Source organism: Dokdonia sp. 4H-3-7-5, assembly GCF_000212355.1.
Lineage (GTDB): Bacteria > Bacteroidota > Bacteroidia > Flavobacteriales > Flavobacteriaceae > Dokdonia.
On record NC_015496.1, the window covers coordinates 3,158,473 to 3,176,776 of the forward strand.

17 protein-coding genes and 1 other RNA gene are annotated in these 18,304 nt (G+C 36.3%); 9 read left to right on the forward strand and 9 right to left on the reverse strand.

The window, feature by feature from the left end; genetic code table 11:
• Positions 1 to 5 precede the first annotated feature (5 nt).
• A complete protein-coding gene (locus KRODI_RS13985) occupies positions 6 to 1,004 on the reverse strand; it encodes an SDR family oxidoreductase (protein WP_013752273.1) in 999 nt (332 codons plus the stop codon).
• Between the two features lie 163 nt (positions 1,005 to 1,167).
• On the opposite strand from KRODI_RS13985, the gene KRODI_RS13990 reads away from it, so the two are divergent.
• Positions 1,168 to 1,659, forward strand: coding sequence for a Dps family protein (locus KRODI_RS13990; RefSeq protein WP_013752274.1), 492 nt, complete (start codon positions 1,168 to 1,170; stop codon positions 1,657 to 1,659).
• A 76-nt stretch (positions 1,660 to 1,735) separates the two neighbouring features.
• Here KRODI_RS13990 and KRODI_RS13995 read toward each other — a convergent pair whose 3' ends face one another.
• The 4 genes from KRODI_RS13995 to KRODI_RS14010 all read right to left on the reverse strand — a co-directional run bounded on the left by KRODI_RS13995 (position 1,736) and on the right by KRODI_RS14010 (position 5,337).
• Complete coding sequence (locus KRODI_RS13995; protein ID WP_013752275.1) at positions 1,736 to 2,290, reverse strand: 1-acyl-sn-glycerol-3-phosphate acyltransferase; 555 nt, start codon at positions 2,288 to 2,290, stop codon at positions 1,736 to 1,738.
• A gap of 5 nt (positions 2,291 to 2,295) precedes the next feature.
• On the reverse strand, positions 2,296 to 3,015 hold the full coding sequence (gene kdsB / locus KRODI_RS14000; RefSeq protein ID WP_013752276.1) for a 3-deoxy-manno-octulosonate cytidylyltransferase: 720 nt from the start codon (positions 3,013 to 3,015) through the stop codon (positions 2,296 to 2,298).
• 155 nt (positions 3,016 to 3,170) lie between these two features.
• Entirely contained in the window at positions 3,171 to 3,731 is a 561-nt protein-coding gene (locus tag KRODI_RS14005; protein ID WP_013752277.1) for a DUF4126 domain-containing protein, read from the reverse strand.
• Positions 3,732 to 3,900: 169 nt separating this feature from the next.
• On the reverse strand, positions 3,901 to 5,337 hold the full coding sequence (locus KRODI_RS14010; RefSeq protein ID WP_013752278.1) for an ATP-dependent RecD-like DNA helicase: 1,437 nt from the start codon (positions 5,335 to 5,337) through the stop codon (positions 3,901 to 3,903).
• A 114-nt stretch (positions 5,338 to 5,451) separates the two neighbouring features.
• On the opposite strand from KRODI_RS14010, the gene KRODI_RS14015 reads away from it, so the two are divergent.
• From KRODI_RS14015 to KRODI_RS14025, 3 genes are read left to right on the forward strand one after another with little or no spacing between them, the layout of a single operon-like run.
• The gene (locus KRODI_RS14015) at positions 5,452 to 6,102 is read left to right on the forward strand and encodes a hypothetical protein (RefSeq protein ID WP_013752279.1); all 651 of its coding nucleotides are present in this window, start codon (positions 5,452 to 5,454) and stop codon (positions 6,100 to 6,102) included.
• Complete coding sequence (locus tag KRODI_RS14020) at positions 6,095 to 6,886, forward strand: DUF3822 family protein (protein WP_013752280.1); 792 nt, start codon at positions 6,095 to 6,097, stop codon at positions 6,884 to 6,886. The genes KRODI_RS14015 and KRODI_RS14020 overlap by 8 nt, the downstream gene beginning before the upstream one ends.
• The gene (locus tag KRODI_RS14025) at positions 6,883 to 7,443 is read left to right on the forward strand and encodes an RsmD family RNA methyltransferase (protein WP_013752281.1); all 561 of its coding nucleotides are present in this window, start codon (positions 6,883 to 6,885) and stop codon (positions 7,441 to 7,443) included. Before KRODI_RS14020 ends, KRODI_RS14025 begins: the two co-directional genes overlap by 4 nt.
• 105 nt (positions 7,444 to 7,548) lie before the next feature.
• Here the strand turns inward: KRODI_RS14025 and rnpB are convergent.
• The 4 genes from rnpB to KRODI_RS14040 form a co-directional block, all read right to left on the reverse strand.
• Positions 7,549 to 7,870: RNase P RNA component class A (rnpB, locus tag KRODI_RS15200), an RNA gene on the reverse strand.
• A 58-nt stretch (positions 7,871 to 7,928) separates the two neighbouring features.
• Positions 7,929 to 10,508, reverse strand: coding sequence for a phosphoenolpyruvate carboxylase (locus KRODI_RS14030; RefSeq protein WP_013752282.1), 2,580 nt, complete (start codon positions 10,506 to 10,508; stop codon positions 7,929 to 7,931).
• 324 nt (positions 10,509 to 10,832) lie between these two features.
• On the reverse strand, positions 10,833 to 12,902 hold the full coding sequence (locus KRODI_RS14035; RefSeq protein ID WP_013752283.1) for a M16 family metallopeptidase: 2,070 nt from the start codon (positions 12,900 to 12,902) through the stop codon (positions 10,833 to 10,835).
• Complete coding sequence (locus KRODI_RS14040; protein WP_013752284.1) at positions 12,902 to 14,221, reverse strand: M16 family metallopeptidase; 1,320 nt, start codon at positions 14,219 to 14,221, stop codon at positions 12,902 to 12,904. The genes KRODI_RS14035 and KRODI_RS14040 overlap by 1 nt, the downstream gene beginning before the upstream one ends.
• 238 nt (positions 14,222 to 14,459) lie before the next feature.
• On the opposite strand from KRODI_RS14040, the gene KRODI_RS14045 reads away from it, so the two are divergent.
• The 5 genes from KRODI_RS14045 to KRODI_RS14065 all read left to right on the forward strand — a co-directional run bounded on the left by KRODI_RS14045 (position 14,460) and on the right by KRODI_RS14065 (position 18,299).
• On the forward strand, positions 14,460 to 15,107 hold the full coding sequence (locus KRODI_RS14045) for a DUF4159 domain-containing protein (RefSeq protein WP_013752285.1): 648 nt from the start codon (positions 14,460 to 14,462) through the stop codon (positions 15,105 to 15,107).
• A 29-nt stretch (positions 15,108 to 15,136) separates the two neighbouring features.
• A complete protein-coding gene (locus KRODI_RS14050) occupies positions 15,137 to 15,472 on the forward strand; it encodes a hypothetical protein (protein WP_013752286.1) in 336 nt (111 codons plus the stop codon).
• Positions 15,473 to 15,569: 97 nt separating this feature from the next.
• Positions 15,570 to 15,998: a TrmH family RNA methyltransferase gene (locus tag KRODI_RS14055; protein ID WP_083811808.1), complete on the forward strand. Its 429-nt coding sequence runs from the start codon at positions 15,570 to 15,572 to the stop codon at positions 15,996 to 15,998.
• A 22-nt stretch (positions 15,999 to 16,020) separates the two neighbouring features.
• Positions 16,021 to 17,118: an AI-2E family transporter gene (locus tag KRODI_RS14060; RefSeq protein WP_041295955.1), complete on the forward strand. Its 1,098-nt coding sequence runs from the start codon at positions 16,021 to 16,023 to the stop codon at positions 17,116 to 17,118.
• Entirely contained in the window at positions 17,118 to 18,299 is a 1,182-nt protein-coding gene (locus KRODI_RS14065; RefSeq protein ID WP_013752289.1) for a class I SAM-dependent methyltransferase, read from the forward strand. Before KRODI_RS14060 ends, KRODI_RS14065 begins: the two co-directional genes overlap by 1 nt.
• Positions 18,300 to 18,304 lie beyond the last annotated feature (5 nt).

Below are 18,304 nucleotides of genomic sequence, written 5' to 3' on the forward strand. Positions count from 1 at the left end.
AAACTCTATTTTAAATTTTTCCAGTACCATGCCATTGCTTCTTTGAGTCCGTCTTTAATACTGAATTGTGGGTCGTACCCTACTCTACTTCTTGCGCGATCAATACTCGCTAGGCTATGTGGAACATCCCCAGCTCTTTTTGGTCCAAATTTTATTTCAACATCCGCAATTTCACTATCAAACTGACTTAATTCAGTTTTTAGTATCGCAACAAGTTCGTTTAAATCAGTTCTTTCTCCGTAAGCAACATTGTATACAGTATTCATTGCTTCCTCATTCTCGGTAAGCATAGCACGAATATTCATTTGAATAACATTGTCAATATACGTGAAATCACGAGAAAATGTACCATCACCGTTCATCACTGGCGATTCATGGTCCATTAATAATTTTGTAAATTTTGGAATAACAGCGGCATACGCCCCATTGGGATCTTGCTTACGACCAAAAACATTAAAATATCGCAAACCTATACAATCCAATCCATATGTTTTATGAAATACATCTGCATATAATTCATTTACATATTTTGTAATTGCATATGGTGATAATGGCTTCCCAATAATATCTTCTTGCTTTGGTAATCCTTGAGAATCACCATAAGTAGAGGAACTCGCAGCATACACAAAGCGCTTCACCCCCTTGTCTTTAGACGCTATAAGCATGTTCAAAAAACCTCCCACATTTACTTCATTACTTGTTGCAGGATCTTGAATAGATCTAGGTACCGATCCTAGTGCAGCTTGATGAAGAACATAGTCACAATTAGAAACACCGCTCTTACATACGTTGATATCTCTAATATCTCCTTCTATAAAGGTAAAGTTAGGATTTGACATAATAGCATCAAGATTATGCTTGTGACCCGTAGCTAGATTGTCTAAACAAGTTACTATTGCTCCATGCTCAATCAATACCTCACAAATATTCGAACCTATAAATCCAGCTCCTCCCGTTACTAATACTTTTTTTCCCTCGACTTGATTATATAAATTGTCATTCATAAAATTAATTTTGAGCAAATATAAAGTATTTTGACTGTCTAGAGAACTATGTCTATTTTACGATAATCTTAGTATAATGGGTTAAACTTATACTAAACCAACTCTAATTTTAACACTAATGAACACTACTTCGTAGTTTTACATAAAACAAAAAAAAAGAACTATGAATTACCTAAACTTAGATAAAGAAAAAACTAATCATACTGTAAACGAGCTTAACACACTATTAGCCGAATACCACGTGTACTATCAAAAGCTTCGTAACTTTCATTGGAATATTTCAGGAGTTAATTTCTTTGATTTACATATTAAATTTGAAGAATTATATGACGACGCCAAGTTGAAAATTGACGAAATCGCAGAGCGAATTCTTACACTACGTTTTGCACCTACTAGTAATCTTTCTGACTACTTAGAAAAATCAAGCATCAAAGAGGCAAAATCAGATTTATCAGATAGAGATATGGTCGATAACATTCTTGAAGATCATGGAATTATTTTAAAACAACTAAGTGCTGTTGTGAAGAAAGCAGATGAGGCTGGTGACGAGGGGACTATTGACCTCATTGGAGCATATATACGTGAATTAGAAAAAACAAGCTGGATGCTGGATGCATGGAGAAAGAAAACAGCAGGAACATACACTGAAGCATAAGTTTAACACATATGTTACTAAAAAGGCTCAATTACTATTTTGTAATTGAGCCTTTTTTACGTCTGTAACAATTCTTCTATTCCTCTGGAGTAAAACTATACTCAGGCACCTTCCCTACTGCTCCTTTAAAAAATGTATAGATAGTTTTCATATCTTCCTCAATATTTCCAGATGGATATAATGGTTTAGAAATACGATGCTCTTTCTTGCCAAAATCAAAAGCTACCATAATGATAGGTACTTCTGCTGCTAAGGCTATGTAATAAAAGCCGGTTTTTAGTTTATCAACTTTCTTACGCGTTCCTTCTGGAGCGATTGTAAGTCTAAATTCTTCTTTATCCTTAAAGACATCTGCGATAGACTGTACTTTATCTTGACCTGGAGTTCTGTCTATAGGTGCGCCTCCCATTGCCTTAAAAAGAAGACCCATAGGCCACTTAAACAGTTCTTTCTTTCCTATAAAGCCTATTTTCACATCAAGTGCGCTTCGTAATAAAATCCCCATATAGAAATCATGCCAACTGGTATGCGGTACAGCGATTACCACTGCTTTTTTTACAGTATCTTGAGAAAAATCACCTATTGCTTTCCATCCTATAACATCGTTATATATCCATTTAAAAAATCCCATAACTTTTATAAATCTTTATAAATTTTTATTGCCTTCTCAAGATCTTCTGGAGTATCAATTCCTATGGCTAGCTTGGAAGAACGTATCATTTTTATCTTTTTACCATATTCTAAAAAGCGAATGCATTCTATCTTTTCTGCTTTTTCTAATGGTGTCATGTTCATAGAAGCAAAGTCTAAAATAGCTTGCTTTCTAAAAGCATATATTCCCTTATGTTTGTAGGTTGTGATATCAGCTGTAGTTTCTCTCACGTAAGGCAAAGGAGATCTAGAAAAGTACAAAGCAAAATCTGCATTATCTACAATCACTTTTACGTTATTAGGATTTTCAATTTCTACTACATCAGTCATAGGCATCATTACACTTGCAAGATCTATTTGATCTGCATCGTCGCCATAGAATACATCTAGTACCGGTGCAAGATCTTCTCGTGTAGTAAAAGGCTCATCACCTTGTACATTTACCACAATATCTACATCAAGACTTGCAACAGCTTCTGCAATACGATCGCTACCACACTCATGTTCTTTTATGCTCATGATTGCTTTACCTCCAGCATCTTCTACCGCTTTGTAAATAACTTCACTATCAGTAACTACAAATACTTCGTCAAAAAGTCCTGTTGCAATAGTACTCTCGTAAGTGCGCACAATTACTGGCTTACCAGCCAAATCCTTCATCATTTTCCCTGGGAAACGTGAAGCTGCATAGCGAGCAGGAATCATGGCTATAATTTTAAGTTGTTTACTCAAAAGAGATGTTTTTAGAAAATTACAAGGGTTGTATTTACGCTTCCCGAAGTGAATTCGGTACGAGTTTCTCGACAGCGTCATACATCACCTCAAAACAAGTAGCGAAGTTAATGAAAAGAGTACAAAAGCTATGCTTTTCTAAGACGACGAATTACCTTCCAAACTAAGCCCACTAATAATAATACGAGAATTAGTGCCAAAATAGGAGAAAATATACTTGCCACAGAGACTGTAGTCGCAGCAATTGTTTCTGTCCCAGCGATTACCGGGTTTGCGAGTCCGCCAGTGGTTGCTGTACTTCCTAATCTTGTAGCACTTGTAGTGCCAGAAACTGCTGCCGCTGCTCCGCCTCCAGCAATAATGGCAAGTGCCCAAGTGATGGTAGGATCCATATCTCCCATCGTTGCTACCATTAATAATGTACCTGCTACTGCAGCTAGTGGTACTGATATAGTGTCTAGAATATTATCTACCCAAGGGATAAAGTAAGCTCCTATTTCAAAAATTGTGGCGACTCCTAGTAACACTAATGCGGGAACACTTCCCACCCATTCCCATGAATTGTTTACAGGAAACCAACCAAAATGAGCCGAGAGACTTAATACTAATAAAGGGACAAACACTCTAAAGCCTGCAGATGCCGCTAGAGAAAACCCTAGAATGATACTTACAATTAATTCAAAACTCATAACGGTAAACTTAACTAATAATGTGCATAAGGTAAGAATGAAAAAGAAAAGTGCCAACGTACTAACCTAACCCTAGCCCCGATTGCAGTGAAAATACCGCAAGAGCTGGCGTAGCCGCGATGAGGAATTGTAACGTAAAGCGGGAAATAGCTCTAAAAAAACTATAACATCAAGCCTCTTCTATAAACATATCATCTTTAAAACCTATTAAGTACAGCTTACTTTTAGATCGTGTGATGGCCGTATATAACCATCTCAAATAATCTTTATTCATACCGTCAGGAAGATAGGGTTGTTCTATAAAAACATTATCCCACTGTCCACCTTGTGATTTGTGACAGGTGATCGCATAGGAGAATTTAACCTGTAAGGCATTAAAGAATTTATTATTCTTTATTTTTTGGAAACGTTTATAGTTAGAAGTTTCGTCTGCATAATCTTTTTGAACTTCCTTATATAAGGTGTCACCTTGCTCATATGGAAGTGCTGGCGTCTCAAGGGTAAGTACGTCAAGCATGACAACAGTTTCAAAAGGTTGCATCTGTGGGTAATCTACCATTTGCACTTTTACCTCTGCAAAACGGAAACCGTAGAGTTCCTTAATCGCTAGAATTTCTAGCACCTTTACAATATCGCCGTTTGCAATAAATCCAGCATCACTTTTTGCATCAATCCAGAAGTAGTTATTCTTTACCACCATTAAGTGATCTCCAGCAGATATCTCCTCTTCTTGGAATAGAATTCTGTTTCTTATTTGCTGATTATATAAGTTTGCTCGTTTGTTCGACCGTACGATGATGGCTGTCTCTTCTGTACCTACACTGCTGTAGCAGTCATTGATGGCATCCATAATCTCATGGCCATCTATAAGTCGCACCACGTCTGTAAATCCTGCGATGTCAAATTTAAAATCTTCATAAAACTCTTCAGAGAGTTGCTCTCTTAAAGCGGTTGCGTTCATAAGGATACCACTATCCTCTGCTTGCCTCATTACTTCATCAAGCTGTATGGTCTCGACATTTTTATTATACTGCATGGAAAGCAAATTAATGTCAAGTGCAGGTGACATATCAAGCTTTACTGGTGGTAACTGCGCCTCATCACCTACCAGAATGAGCTTACAATTATGACCGCTATAAATGTATTGCATCATATCATCCAGTAGTGATCCATTATCAAAAAACTTAGACTCTGCTGCTCGATCAGAGATCATAGATGCTTCATCAACTATAAAAATGCAGTTTCTATGCTTATTGGGCTGCAGACTAAAAGACACGCCGCCTCCACGCTCTTTTTTGGGGAAATAAATTTTTCTATGGATGGTATAGGCTTGTTTTTTACTGTAATTACTCGCCACCTTTGCAGCTCTTCCTGTAGGTGCCATGAGCACAGATGTCATGCCAGCTTGCCATAAATTTTTAACTACAGTCCCAATTACTGTTGTTTTACCTGTACCTGCAAACCCTTTAAGAACAAACACTTTATCCTTAGAGGTGTCAAATAGAAAAGTAGACAATTGCTCTAACAGCCTGTCTTGCTTTAAAGTAGGTGTGTGCACAAAGTCTTTAACTAGCTGCTTGTAAAATGCTCTGGGTTCTTTAATCATAGGAGGTTGAGAATGCTCGCAAATTACATAATGAAAAATGAGATAATAAATTTTTGTGTGTAAAAAAAAATTGTAGATTTGTTCCTAACCATAACTAATTTTAAACATCATTACATGAAACTAGTAATACAGCTTGTACTTTGGGTAGTAATTGCCGCTTTAGGTTACCTTCTTTTTAACGCAGTTTGGGGAGAGGTAGAATTTAATGAAATAAAAGAAAAGCGATATAAGGCCGCTATTACTAACATGAGAGACCTACGTAAAGCTCAGTTAGCTCATAAAACTGTAACAGGTAAATATGAAAAAGACTTTGACAAACTAGTTCGTTTTATTGATACAGCTGAGTTCACAATAACTCAACGTAGAGATACTTCGGTTCTTGATGTAGAGAAAACTAAGCGTTTCCGTGTCGACACAAAAAAGAATATCGTAATAATAGATACTTTAGGAACTAAGTCAGTAAAGGATTCTTTATTTAAAGGTTCAGATCGTTATAAGACAATGATCAATGTACCTATTGAAGGGATTGATGCAAAGTATACTATGGACGCTGGAGAAATTGAAAAAAACAACACCATGTATCCAGTATTTGAAATTTCTTTAAAGAAAGATATATTACTTGCAGACCAACCTAAAGATTATGTTGCTAAAGAAAAGCAAATCGTATCTGTAGACGGTGTAAATGGAGATGCATTAACTATAGGATCAATGGTTTCTATTAATACTAACAGTAACTTCCCAAAAAGTTACGGTGTTGATGATTAATCAAGGTCATTCTAACTCATTATATAGTCTGTCCATCCAAATACATTTGGATGGACTTTCTTTTTTTACTCAACATATCCATTCTAAGGACGTAAAGGATGCAGAGGTAGTATGCTTTCGCGAAAACGTGAATCCTACAACCCTACTCGTTGAAATAGAAAAGGCTTTCAAAGAGATAGAGGCGCTCGCACAACCCTTTTCTAAGGTTACTGTGGTATATGCTAACGAATTGTTTACAATTGTCCCACAGGCGCTATTTGATAGTGAGAAGGCAGCAGACTATCTTAAGTTTAATACAAAGATTTTAAGTACTGATTATATAGCTCACGACACCATAGATTTTTATGATCTTATCAATGTTTATGTGCCCTATTCAAACGTAAACAACTTCTTCTTTGACACTTTTGGATCGTTTGAGTATTATCACAGTACTACAATATTTGCAAAACATCTTCTTACGGAGTATTCTAATAATGAAGAAGCTCAAGTATTAATAAATTTACAAAGCTCGTATTTTGAGATGGGCGTTGTAAAGAATAAAAAACTACTTTTTATTAATAGGTTTGAGATACGCGCCAAGGAAGATTTTATATATTACCTACTATTCACTCTAGAGCAACTAGAACTCAATCCAGAAAATACACCTGTAACACTTACAGGTATTATAGAAAAGGACGACGAATTTTATAGTATAGCACATACGTACATCAGACATCTTATTATTAAAGATAGTCCGTCTACCAGCCTCACAAGATCTCAATCTCTACTCGCAACACTACTATGACAAGAATAATCTCAGGAAAATATAAAGGACGCCGCATCGCTGCTCCAAAAAAATTACCCGTACGCCCTACCACAGATATGGCAAAGGAAGCATTGTTTAATATTCTGAGAAGCAATTACCATATGAGCCAACTTAGGGTTTTAGACCTTTTTGCTGGTACAGGAAATATAAGTTATGAGTTTGCCTCACGCGGCTCAGACCAGATTACAGCCGTAGATGCAAATTATGGTTGTGTGCAGTTTATAAATAAAACGGCAGAGGAGTTTGAATTTTCAATTCAAACCATAAAAAGTGACGTATTTAAATATCTAGAGCGTGCAAGAGGCACTTATGATATCATTTTTGCAGATCCACCTTATGACATCGACATTAAGGATTTTGAAAAAATAGCAACGCTTGTTTTTAAACAAAATCTGCTAGATCAAGATGGTACCTTGATCATAGAACACGGAAAATATACTAAAATGGACTCGTTTCCTAATTATGTACAAACACGTAATTATGGTGGGAATGCCTTCAGCTTTTTTGGAATGCCAGAAAGCGACGAAGAGGAATAGTATTTATTCAAGCACGCTTTCGCGAAAGCGTAACAACTTATAGTATAACAAATAAATCCCGCAACTAGCGGGATTTATTTGTTATAAAAAGCTTGTAAAATCTTAAAAAAAAGCAGGCCTATAAGCCGGATTCTGTTCACTCTAGATGATTCTAGAGATTCCTTATTATTTATCTGGGATTACTATTACTAGTAACCTCTATCTGCCTACCCTCCCACAACGCGCGGATCACACTTAACTGTGAGTATACTTGACATTGCACCGCATAGAGTTTACCTGGGTTCGCTACAGCATTACCTGTACATTCTTTCTGTTGCACTTGTCCTCCACTAAAAATAAATTTAGCGTGACGGCCGTTAGCCGCTATGCTATCCTATGGTGTCCGGACTTTCCTATCCATTGCTGGATCAATAAGGCGGCCTGCTGGTGCAAAGGTACTCTAACTATTATAAGGGAGCAACGCATTACTCCCTTATGATGCTTTTTTATGCCGAGTTTCTACTCGCATTAATATTTCCAAATAATGATCTCGTCACCATCTGCTCATACACAGCAAGCTTATCTGTTTGTTCTCCAGATTTTTGCATTTCTTGTATAGCTCTCAATGCATATTGCTGGATGGTAAGAAGTGGTAATACAATGCGCTCCCTTTCTTGTATGGAAGCTTTACCTGCTTGTTCATTTTCCATTAACTCCTTAAGTCCTGACACTTCAAGCATTAATCGCTTGCTACGCTCATATTCATCAAATAGAATTTTCCAGAAAGCACCAAACTCCTCGTCATCTGCCATATAAGCCGTTAAGCCAAAGAAAGACTTGGTAAGGCTCATCATACTATTTTCAAGCAGCGTACGGAAGAATGAACTGTTCTTATAAAGCTCTTTTACCTCGTCAAGAGTTCCTTTTTCTTCAAAAGAAGCCAGCGCAGTACCTACGCCATAAAATCCTGGAACGTTTTGTTTAAGTTGGCTCCAACTTCCCACAAAAGGAATGGCTCTTAAATCCCCAAAATCTAGCGTAGACTTCTGAGAACGCTTACTTGGCCTACTACCAATATTTGTTTTTGCATAATACTTAAGCGTACTCATACGCTCTAGGTACGGCAAGAATTTATCGTGCTGTTTAAAAGCTGTATATGCTTCATAACTCTTTTGAGCTAGTGCTTCTAGTGTTGCTCTGTCGGTATCTGTAATATCATTATTTGCGGAAGCAAAAACTTCATTTGCAACACCACTACTTAATAATTGCTCCAGGTTATATTGACATGAATCCAATGTTCCAAAATTTGAACTGATGGTTTGTCCTTGTACTGTAAGTTGTATTTCTTGGGCTTCAATTTTTGGTCCTAAAGATGCATAAAATTGATGTGTCTTTCCGCCTCCACGTGCTGGTGGTCCTCCTCTACCGTCAAAGAAGATTACAGTAACTCCGTATTTTCTAGACATGGCAGTCATCGCTTCTTTGGCTTTAAAAATACTCCAGTTTGCCATGAGATACCCACCATCCTTAGTTCCATCAGAAAAGCCTAGCATGATAGTCTGTCTCATGCCGCGACGCTTTAAATGCGCGCTGTAGGTTGGGTTTGTATATAACGCCTCCATCACTTCTGGAGCAGCAATTAAATCTGGAACGGTCTCAAAAAGCGGAGAAACATCTGCTGTAGGCATATCCCAATCACATAGTCTTAAGAACGTAAACGCCTGCATTACATGCAATGCACTTTGTGAATTACTTATGATATAACGGTTGGAACCTTTTTCTCCATTTTCTTCCTGAATGGTTTTCATGGCATAAATGGAACCAAGTGTTTTTGTGACAACTTCTTCACTAAAACTCTCTGGATCTAAGGAGCCAGAAACATCATTTAAAAATGCAATCTGCGCTTCGTCATCTAGACTCAAGTAGTTCTCTGGAAATATAGCTTTACCATCTATCTGAGCATGTGCTACTATTTCTTCAAACACAATTTTATGGATGCTACTATCTTGTCTTATATCTAGAGAAGCAAAATGTAACCCAAACAATTCTACTTTGTGAATTAAGCTATCTATATGGTCTAAGTATAAACTTTGATGTTTATCACGCACGACATCTCGCACCTCTTTAAGAACTCTAAGAATATGTTTTTGATCAATCTCTGGCTTTCCTTCTACAAAGATGGCTTTATACAACGCAGCCTCTAATGATCCCAGAAGTTCCTCAGTACCTTGAAAAGTTATACGACGACGCAGTTGTCTTAGTTCGCGATAATAATTCCTTAGTACGGTGCTGCGTAATTTACGTGCAACTTTAAGCGTGATTGCTGTAGTCACAAATGGATTACCATCGCGATCTCCACCTGGCCAAAAACCTAAATCTACTAGTGAGTTACTAAAAGCTTCGTCTTGTATTAAGTGCTTATGTAAGTAATCATAAATAGCACCTGCACTATGGTAAAACACATTTTCTAGGTACCATATTAAACTTACTGCCTCATCATAAGGCGTTGGTTTTTCTTTCTTAAAGAAAGGTGTTTTTCCTAGTTGAGCCAGTAATGATTTTATGTCTTCAAGACGGTCTTCTCGTATTGCTTCACTAAGATCATTAATAATACCTAGCACAACTCCTGGATAAAATTGCGTAGGGTGTGCAGTAAGTACTGGTCTTATTTTAAAAGTATTTAAGTAAGCAATAAGCTCTTCTTTTTTACCAGTTGCCTCTGCTTCTTCTTTTATGTTACGCAGTGTTCCGCGTCCGTCCATATTGTTTACAATACGATATGAAGCATCCTCTATCGCATCAAAAAGTACTACTTGGCGTTCTATATATTGAATAAACTTAAACAGTAAATCTTCTCTTTCCTTTGCCGAAGCATCTCTCATGTATCTTTCAAAAAAGTACTCAATGATTTCAGAAGGATTTTTATTGTCTTCATATCCTGCTTTACAAATAGAATGAAAAAGCGGTAGAAGTACTCCTGTATTTGAAATACCGTCAAAGGGAAGTGTCATAAATATAGCGTTGTACACTTCATATTTTGACTTTACGTTTGTATTAAATCTCTCAATTTTTGGTTCTCTAGACATGGGTATTATTTTTATTAAAAGTACATATCACTTTTCACTTACTATATAGGGTTGTTAAATTTCAGAATCTCATAATTACACTCGTTTATGAGTCAACCTCATTAGCAAATAGCCAATTAATACATCGTAAAATTTATAATTTCTCTTTTTTGATGGGTTATTATTACGCTTTCGCGAAAGCGTAAAACCACATACTTCCAGCTTTTTTTGAATATTCTGAGAAGTAAAGTAGCAATAAGGAGTTTATAACAATCTGCAAGGAAAAACAAGAGCATAAAAAAAGGTCAGCAACCGCTGACCTTTTTAAAATTATGTGATTAATGATTACTCAAAATCTGCATCTGAAACTCCTTCATTTACTTTGATCTCTGTAACATTAAACTCTATAGCTTGCGGGCCTAAAGACTGGCTCAATGTAAATGGAAACATGATTCCTCCTACATCTTGATACTTGCTATAAACGATCGTAGTCTTGAAAGTTTGACCTTGTGCTTCTTGTACAGAAACTTCTTGAAGTTTAAGTCCAGTTTTTGCACTGTAATAAGCCATTTTACCTCCATCAACCTTTACAACATAAGCATCTTCACCATCTACTTTCTCCATACCTTCTAGAGTAGCTCCACCACTTAACCAGTTTACTTCTGGAAAAGGAGAAGATTCTGCTTTTACTTTTGCAATATCATCACCTTCTAGGTCTTTACGCTGTCCTTGTGCTACCATATAAGCGGTCTCACCATCTAGCACTTGCTTAGAAAGAGAATTACCTCCCATCATGATGTTCTGTACAAATTGCTCTTTGGTAGTTTTTTTAAGCTCAAAATCTAACGTCATACCTTGCACAGTACCTTGTGCCTTGATATACACAGAGTTTACTGCAGCAATCTTATCTTTACCACCTATGGCAGCAATGTAAGATTCAAGCACTTTATTTACCGTTAAATCTGCAGGAAGTTCTTTCTTAAATTCTGGCTTTGCAATTGCTTTACCATATACATCATAGTATTTTACAGGTACAGCTTTACCATTAATAACAACCTTATTGAGGTTATCAATTACTTCGCTACCTTTTCCAGTAACTACGATTCTAGCATTATCTCCTTTAAACAATTTACTTGCAGCATTCTGCACGTCTTGTTGAGATACTTTATCAATATTAGAAAGGTAATTTTTGTAGAAATCCTTAGGAAGTCCTTTGCTCTCAATATTGTAAGCATAGTTTGCGATAGTTTGTGGACGCTCTAACGCTAGTACAAAATTACCTGTATACTTTGCCTTAGCATTTGCAAGCTCTTCGGCAGATACTGGCTCAGATCCCATGCGATTAATCTCTTTTACAATCTCAACCACAGAGCTATCTGTAACTACGTTACGTACACTTGCTGTAGCGCTAAAACGTGTTACCGTTTTCTCGTTAGATCCTATTCTAGAATAAGAACCGTAAGTATACCCTTTATCTTCACGTAAGTTGTTAAAAAGACGAGCTTCTCCACCACCACCTAAGATGTTGTTTGCAATCAATGCAGGAAAATAATCTGCATCAGTCATTTTTAATTCTACAGTGTTCTGAACAGCAATTTCTGACTGTACAGCGTTATCCATGTTAATGAAGTTTATTTCTGTAGTAGATGCATTTCCTTGCTCTGAGAATGGCGTTTCAGGAATGTTTCCTTTTTTCCAGCTCTTAAAGTTCTTCGTTACAATCTTCTTTACATTATCAAAATCTACATCACCTATAATGATTAAATATCCATTATTAGGTCTGAAGTAATCTGAGTGAAACTTATTTACATCTGCAAGAGTTACATTGTTTACCGTTTCTTCTGTAGTAAATTCTCCATAAGGGTGATCTGCACCGTAAGCAAGAACGCTTTGTACACGACCTGCAATTGCACTTACACTTTTCTCATTAGATTTTAAACCTTCTATGAGACGCTCCTTTTCCTTGTCAAACTCTACTTGTGTAAAGTTAGGATTGATACCAGCATCTGCTGTAAGTTCTATAAGACGCTCAAAATACTTTGATAGTCCGCTAGCAAATGCACTTTGAGAACCAAAACCTATGTTTGCTCCTAAGTAATCTACTTCTTCCTCATAAACATCTTTTTCAATGTTTTTAGAACCTTTACCCAGCATAGATGACGTAAGGGAAGCAACGCCTGCCTTATCTCCTTCTACAATAAGAGGATTATTCATCGTAAGTTGAATAGATACTCTAGGTAACTTTTTATTCTCAACAACCATTACTTTAAGACCATTCTTGAGCTCAAAAGATGTTGGATCTTTTAAATTAATCTCAGGAGCCGGACCTGGCTTAGGTTGTATGCTTCTGTCTACTTGTGCATAACCAGCAGTTGCTAGCATTAATAGTGCACCTAATATAATATGCTTTTTCATTAATTTTCTTTTTGAGATTCTGGTAAGTACTCTAATATTACACGCTCATTTTCTTTGAGGTACTTTATAGCAGCTGCTTTAATGTCCTCTCTTGTTATAGATCTGTAAATATCAATCTCTGTATTAATAAGATTAGTATCATCATATAACATGTAGTTACGAGCAAGTGAATTTGCAATACCTTCTACACTACTGTTAGAATTTACAAAACGGTTTTCAAATTTATTTTGAAGTTTTTGATAATCTCTTTCAGATATTAGCGTTGTTTGAAGTTTTACAATCTCCTCATCCATTTCTGTTATTAAATCTTCTAGAGAGTTTTCGCCTAGAGGTAACGCTCCTATTAAGTAAGAACCGTAATCTTCTTGAGCACCGCTAAAAGCAAATACTTGTAATGCTTTCTTCTGGTCATCTACAAGTTTCTTGTAAAGTCTAGAGCTTTTACCATCACTTAATACAGATGATACCATGTCTAACACATAAGCATCTTTTTCTGTTTGAGCGGGAGTTCTGTAAGCTAAGAATATCGCAGGAATCTGGATGTTAGGATCATAAAACTTCTCTCTTACAGGTACCACAGGATCTTCTTTAAACGTGCTACGTGCAATATCCTTACCTCTTGGAATAGGTGCAAAGTATTTATTAATCATCTCTTTAGTCTCTGCAAGATCAATATCTCCAGCTACAACTAAGACTGCGTTATTTGGCACATAATAGGTATCGCTAAATTTTTGAAAATCTTCTAGTGTTGCACTAGCAAGGTGATCAAGAGATCCTATTGTTGTCCAGCGATATGGATGCTTCTTAAAAAGCATCTTCCCTATTACTTCTTGAAAACGTCCGTATGGCTGATTGTCCACTCGTAAACGTTTTTCTTCTTGCACTACTTCCTTTTGAGTATCTACGCCTATTTGATTGATGATTGGGTGTAATAAACGTTCAGATTCCATCCATAGACCTAATTCTAGGTTGTTAGAAGGAAATACTTCGTAATAATACGTTCTGTCTTGTGTCGTGTTTGCATTGTTTTGTCCTCCGTTTGAAGAAACTACCTTAAACCACTCACCACGTTCAATATTTTCTGTACCCTCAAAAAGTAAGTGTTCAAAAAAGTGAGCAAAACCAGTTTTACTTGGATCTTCATCTTTTGCACCTACGTGATACATTACAGATGTAGTTACTACTGGAGCGCCATTATCCTGATGAAGAATAACGTGCATTCCATTGTCAAGATCATACTCTTCAAAGCTAACCTCTTGAGCATTAAGCGCTACGCCACTTAATAAAAGAGCTGCTAAAGCATACATTTTCTTTTTCATATTAGATTTTAAAGTTATTGTTAGTACGTAAGTCGCAACAAGATAAAATTGTTACAACTTTACGTAAGTAAATTTAAATACTCGTTTGATTAAACACAAGCCACTTGTATATATATTCCTACAATTTAGAATGATAATACCTAATCTACAGTACATTAGTATTCTGCTGCAACTTTCTTGTTAATTAGGACTTCCATCATTTTGGTATTCACTATTTTTATTTTTTAAGAAAAACCTTATGAAGCGTAGTATTCTCGCACTTGTTATCATGTTATTTATGTTCGCTTTCGCGAAAGCGCAAGATCTAGCAGTGCTTAAGTATAAAGGAGGTGGAGACTGGTATAGTAACCCAACAGCCCTACCTAATCTTATTACTTTTTGTAATAAAAACATCAACACGAAGATGAATCCCGCTCCCGTATCTGTAGATGCTGGTAGTACAGATATTTTCCAATATCCCTTATTACACATGACTGGGCATGGTAATGTTCTCTTTACAGATAATGATGTAGAAAACATGCGTAGCTACCTAATAAGCGGAGGTTTCTTGCACATTGATGATAATTACGGAATGGCTGAGTATTTACCTAAGGAACTTAAAAAGATCTTCCCAGAGCAAGAACTTACAGAACTTGCCGCTACTCATCCTATATTTTCTAGCGCATATAGATTTCCTAAAGGGCTACCTAAAATCCACGAGCATGATGGCAAACGACCACAGGCGCTAGGACTTTTTTATGAAGATAGACTTGTTGTGCTTTTCACTACAGAATCAGACTTAGGTGACGGCTGGGAAGATCCAGAAGTACATGGAGACCCAGAAAGCGTACGCGAGAAAGCACTACAAATGGGTGCTAATATTGTTAAGTATGCTTTTGAGAATTAGATTATATTTCTATTAAAAAATTTAGACCTTTGAAATTATACTATTACTGTAATTCATGTAAAAAAGAAAATAGCTTTAATACTAAAGCTAGCAATCGTTTTGAATTACAAGAAGAACGCGGCAATCATATAAATGACAGATGTAATCATTGTGGAACCCAAGTTAAAAGAAGAGTTAATCGAGTTCACGCAAAACCCGATATAAAAATAGTTTCAATAGGTTTATTATTAGGTATAATATCGACTATATTTTTATGGAATCTTGGCTGGATAGCAACCCTAACATTTAGTATTCCTATTCTTGCATTTTCATATGCTAGTCAACAAGCGAATAATTTTAATAAAGTAATGGTAGACGATAAATAGTCGGCTACAAACCCTAATTACCTATACTGTGCAACTCGCCCATAATCATCACAAACCATCCACTCACAATAAAGAGATTATCCTCGTCTGTGAGCATATGACTAGTCCTGCAAATGCTGGAAGTATTTTTAGGCTAGCAGATGCCTTTGGTGTAAAAGAAATTATTTTCTGCGGAAATCAACCAGATACAAGAAGTAGCCGCTTACGTAAAACAGCTAGAAACACAGAAAAGACAATACCTTTTCGCGTAAGCGATACTATAAAAAATACATTACAAGAACTACATGACCTTTCCTTTACTAGTATTGCCTTAGAAATCACATCAAATAGTAAACCGATGAGCACGGTAGATTTTTCTAGATTAGATAAAGTTGCTCTAATAATAGGTGCAGAAAACATAGGAATTACGGACGAAACACTGGAGCAATGCAATAACATAGCGCATATTACGATGTATGGTATTAATAGTAGTATGAATGTAGCACAAGCTACAGGTATTGCTCTTTATGAACTTACAAGGTCATAATTATAGTATCTTGCAGCCTCAAATGAAACCACTCAAAGCAAAAATAATAAGCATAGGTATATTACGAGCAATAGGCGTTGTAGTAGGCGTTCTCATGGTACTATGGTTGCTATATACCATTCAAAGTGTAATCGTTTATCTTGCCGTAGCTGCGGTATTGTCACTAGTAGGAAGACCTATTGTGAAGTTTTTACGGTATTCACTTAAATTTAGCCCCACTTGGGCATCCGTAGTGACCATTCTCCTACTCATCATGATTATTATGGGAGTGCTCGCCTTGTTTATACCAGTGGTGATTGATCAGAGTCAGCATCTTAGTCAGATTAATTTTGATGATGTAAAGGTGAATATTAATCGATTGTACGGAGAGATTGCCGCCTACTTTGGTATTAATAAAATGACCATCATACAAGGTGTACAACAAGCCGATTTTGTAAAGAATTTTGATTTTGGAATTATCCCAACCTTTCTAAATAGTATTCTAGGAAATCTAGGAGCTGCGGGTATAGGGATTTTTGCTATTATTTTTATCACTTTTTTCTTTTTGAAAGACAATAGACTTCTAATAAATAGCTTGTTAGTATTTGCCAGGAGAGGTAATGAAGGTAAATTTTTACGTGTTTTTGAAAAGATTAAATACTTGCTATCTCGCTATTTCATAGGACTCATCATACAGGTGTTTACAATGTTTGTACTTTATGCGATTATCTTGCTTTCCTTTGGGATAGACAATGCACTTGCAATTGCATTATTTTGTGCGGTATTAAACCTAGTTCCTTATATCGGTCCGCTGGTAGGTGGAGGTGTCATGTTATTACTTGTGACATCTAGTAATATCAATATGGATTTTAGAACTGTGATATTACCTAAGCTGTTTTGGATTTTTATATGCTATGGAGCTGCACAAATGGTAGATAATTTTATCATACAACCATTCGTTTTTGGAAATAGTGTAAAATCACATCCCCTAGAGATATTTCTTGCAATCATTATTGCAGGATTACTATTTGGGGTATTCGGGATGATTCTTGCCGTACCTGTATATACTGCACTTAAAGTGATTTCTAAGGAATTTTTAAGTGAATACAAAATTGTTCAAAAACTTACACAAGATTTGTAATGAACACGATGCTTTTAAAGCCAGAAGTGCTTGATTATTTGAAGCTTCATGAGCAAACACCACTACACTCATTCATTCTCAAAGGTAGTCCGTTCAAAGAAATAAGCGTTCAAGAACTAGCGCAACAGCTAGAAGGCAAACGTAAAGCAAAGGGTAAATTACCGCTATGGCATGAAACAGATGGGATTTTATTTCCACCTAAAATTAACCTAGAGCAAACCTCTTCACAAGCTACAGCTCGTTACAAAGCGAGTCTTATGGAAGGTAACCATATTGTTGATGGAACTGGTGGGTTTGGTATTGATGCATTTTACTTTGCTCAAATAGCAAAGCATGTTACGCACATTGAAATGAATGGTGAGCTTTCCGCTTTCGCGAAAAATAATGCGCAAACACTACAGCAATCTAATATTGATTTTATAGTAGGTGATTCCATAGAATTCTTTTCTAAAACTGAGCAGAAGTTCGATACCATTTTCTTAGACCCTGGAAGACGTACAGACGCAAAGGGAAAAGTATTTATGCTTAAAGACTGCCTACCTAATGTTCCTTTATATAAAAATCTATTACTCTCTAAGTGTGATAGCTTATGGATTAAAACTGCGCCATTATTAGATATATCTGCAGGACTAGAAGAACTACAACATGTTGCCGAAATGCATATTGTTGCACTTAAAAACGAGGTAAAAGAAATACTGTGGAAGCTATCGCCTAAGAAAATGAGTATGCCTCAAGTTACCGTCGTTAACTTAGATACCGAAGATCCTACACTTACATTTGATTATACCGCAATTTTTGAGTCTACTCCCACATATGCAGCGCCTCAAACATATCTATATGAGCCCAATGCTGCACTTATGAAAAGCGGAGCTTTTCATTGGGCTTGTGATTATTTTGAAGTAGATAAACTACATGAGCACTCACATCTCTACACATCGGCAGAGTTAAAAGAATTTGCTGGAAGACGCTTTGAAATTTTAGAGGTACTACCCTACTCAAAGAAAGTAGCAAAAGAATTGCAAATCAATAAGGCAAATATCACTACCCGTAATTTTCCTATGAAGGTAGAAGATATACGCAAGAAGCTTAAGATTAAAGATGGAGGTTCTGTTTACTTATTTTTTACAACGCTTCAAGATGGAGCACTTGTGGTCATAAAATGTAACAAAGCCAACTTGTAGTTTTA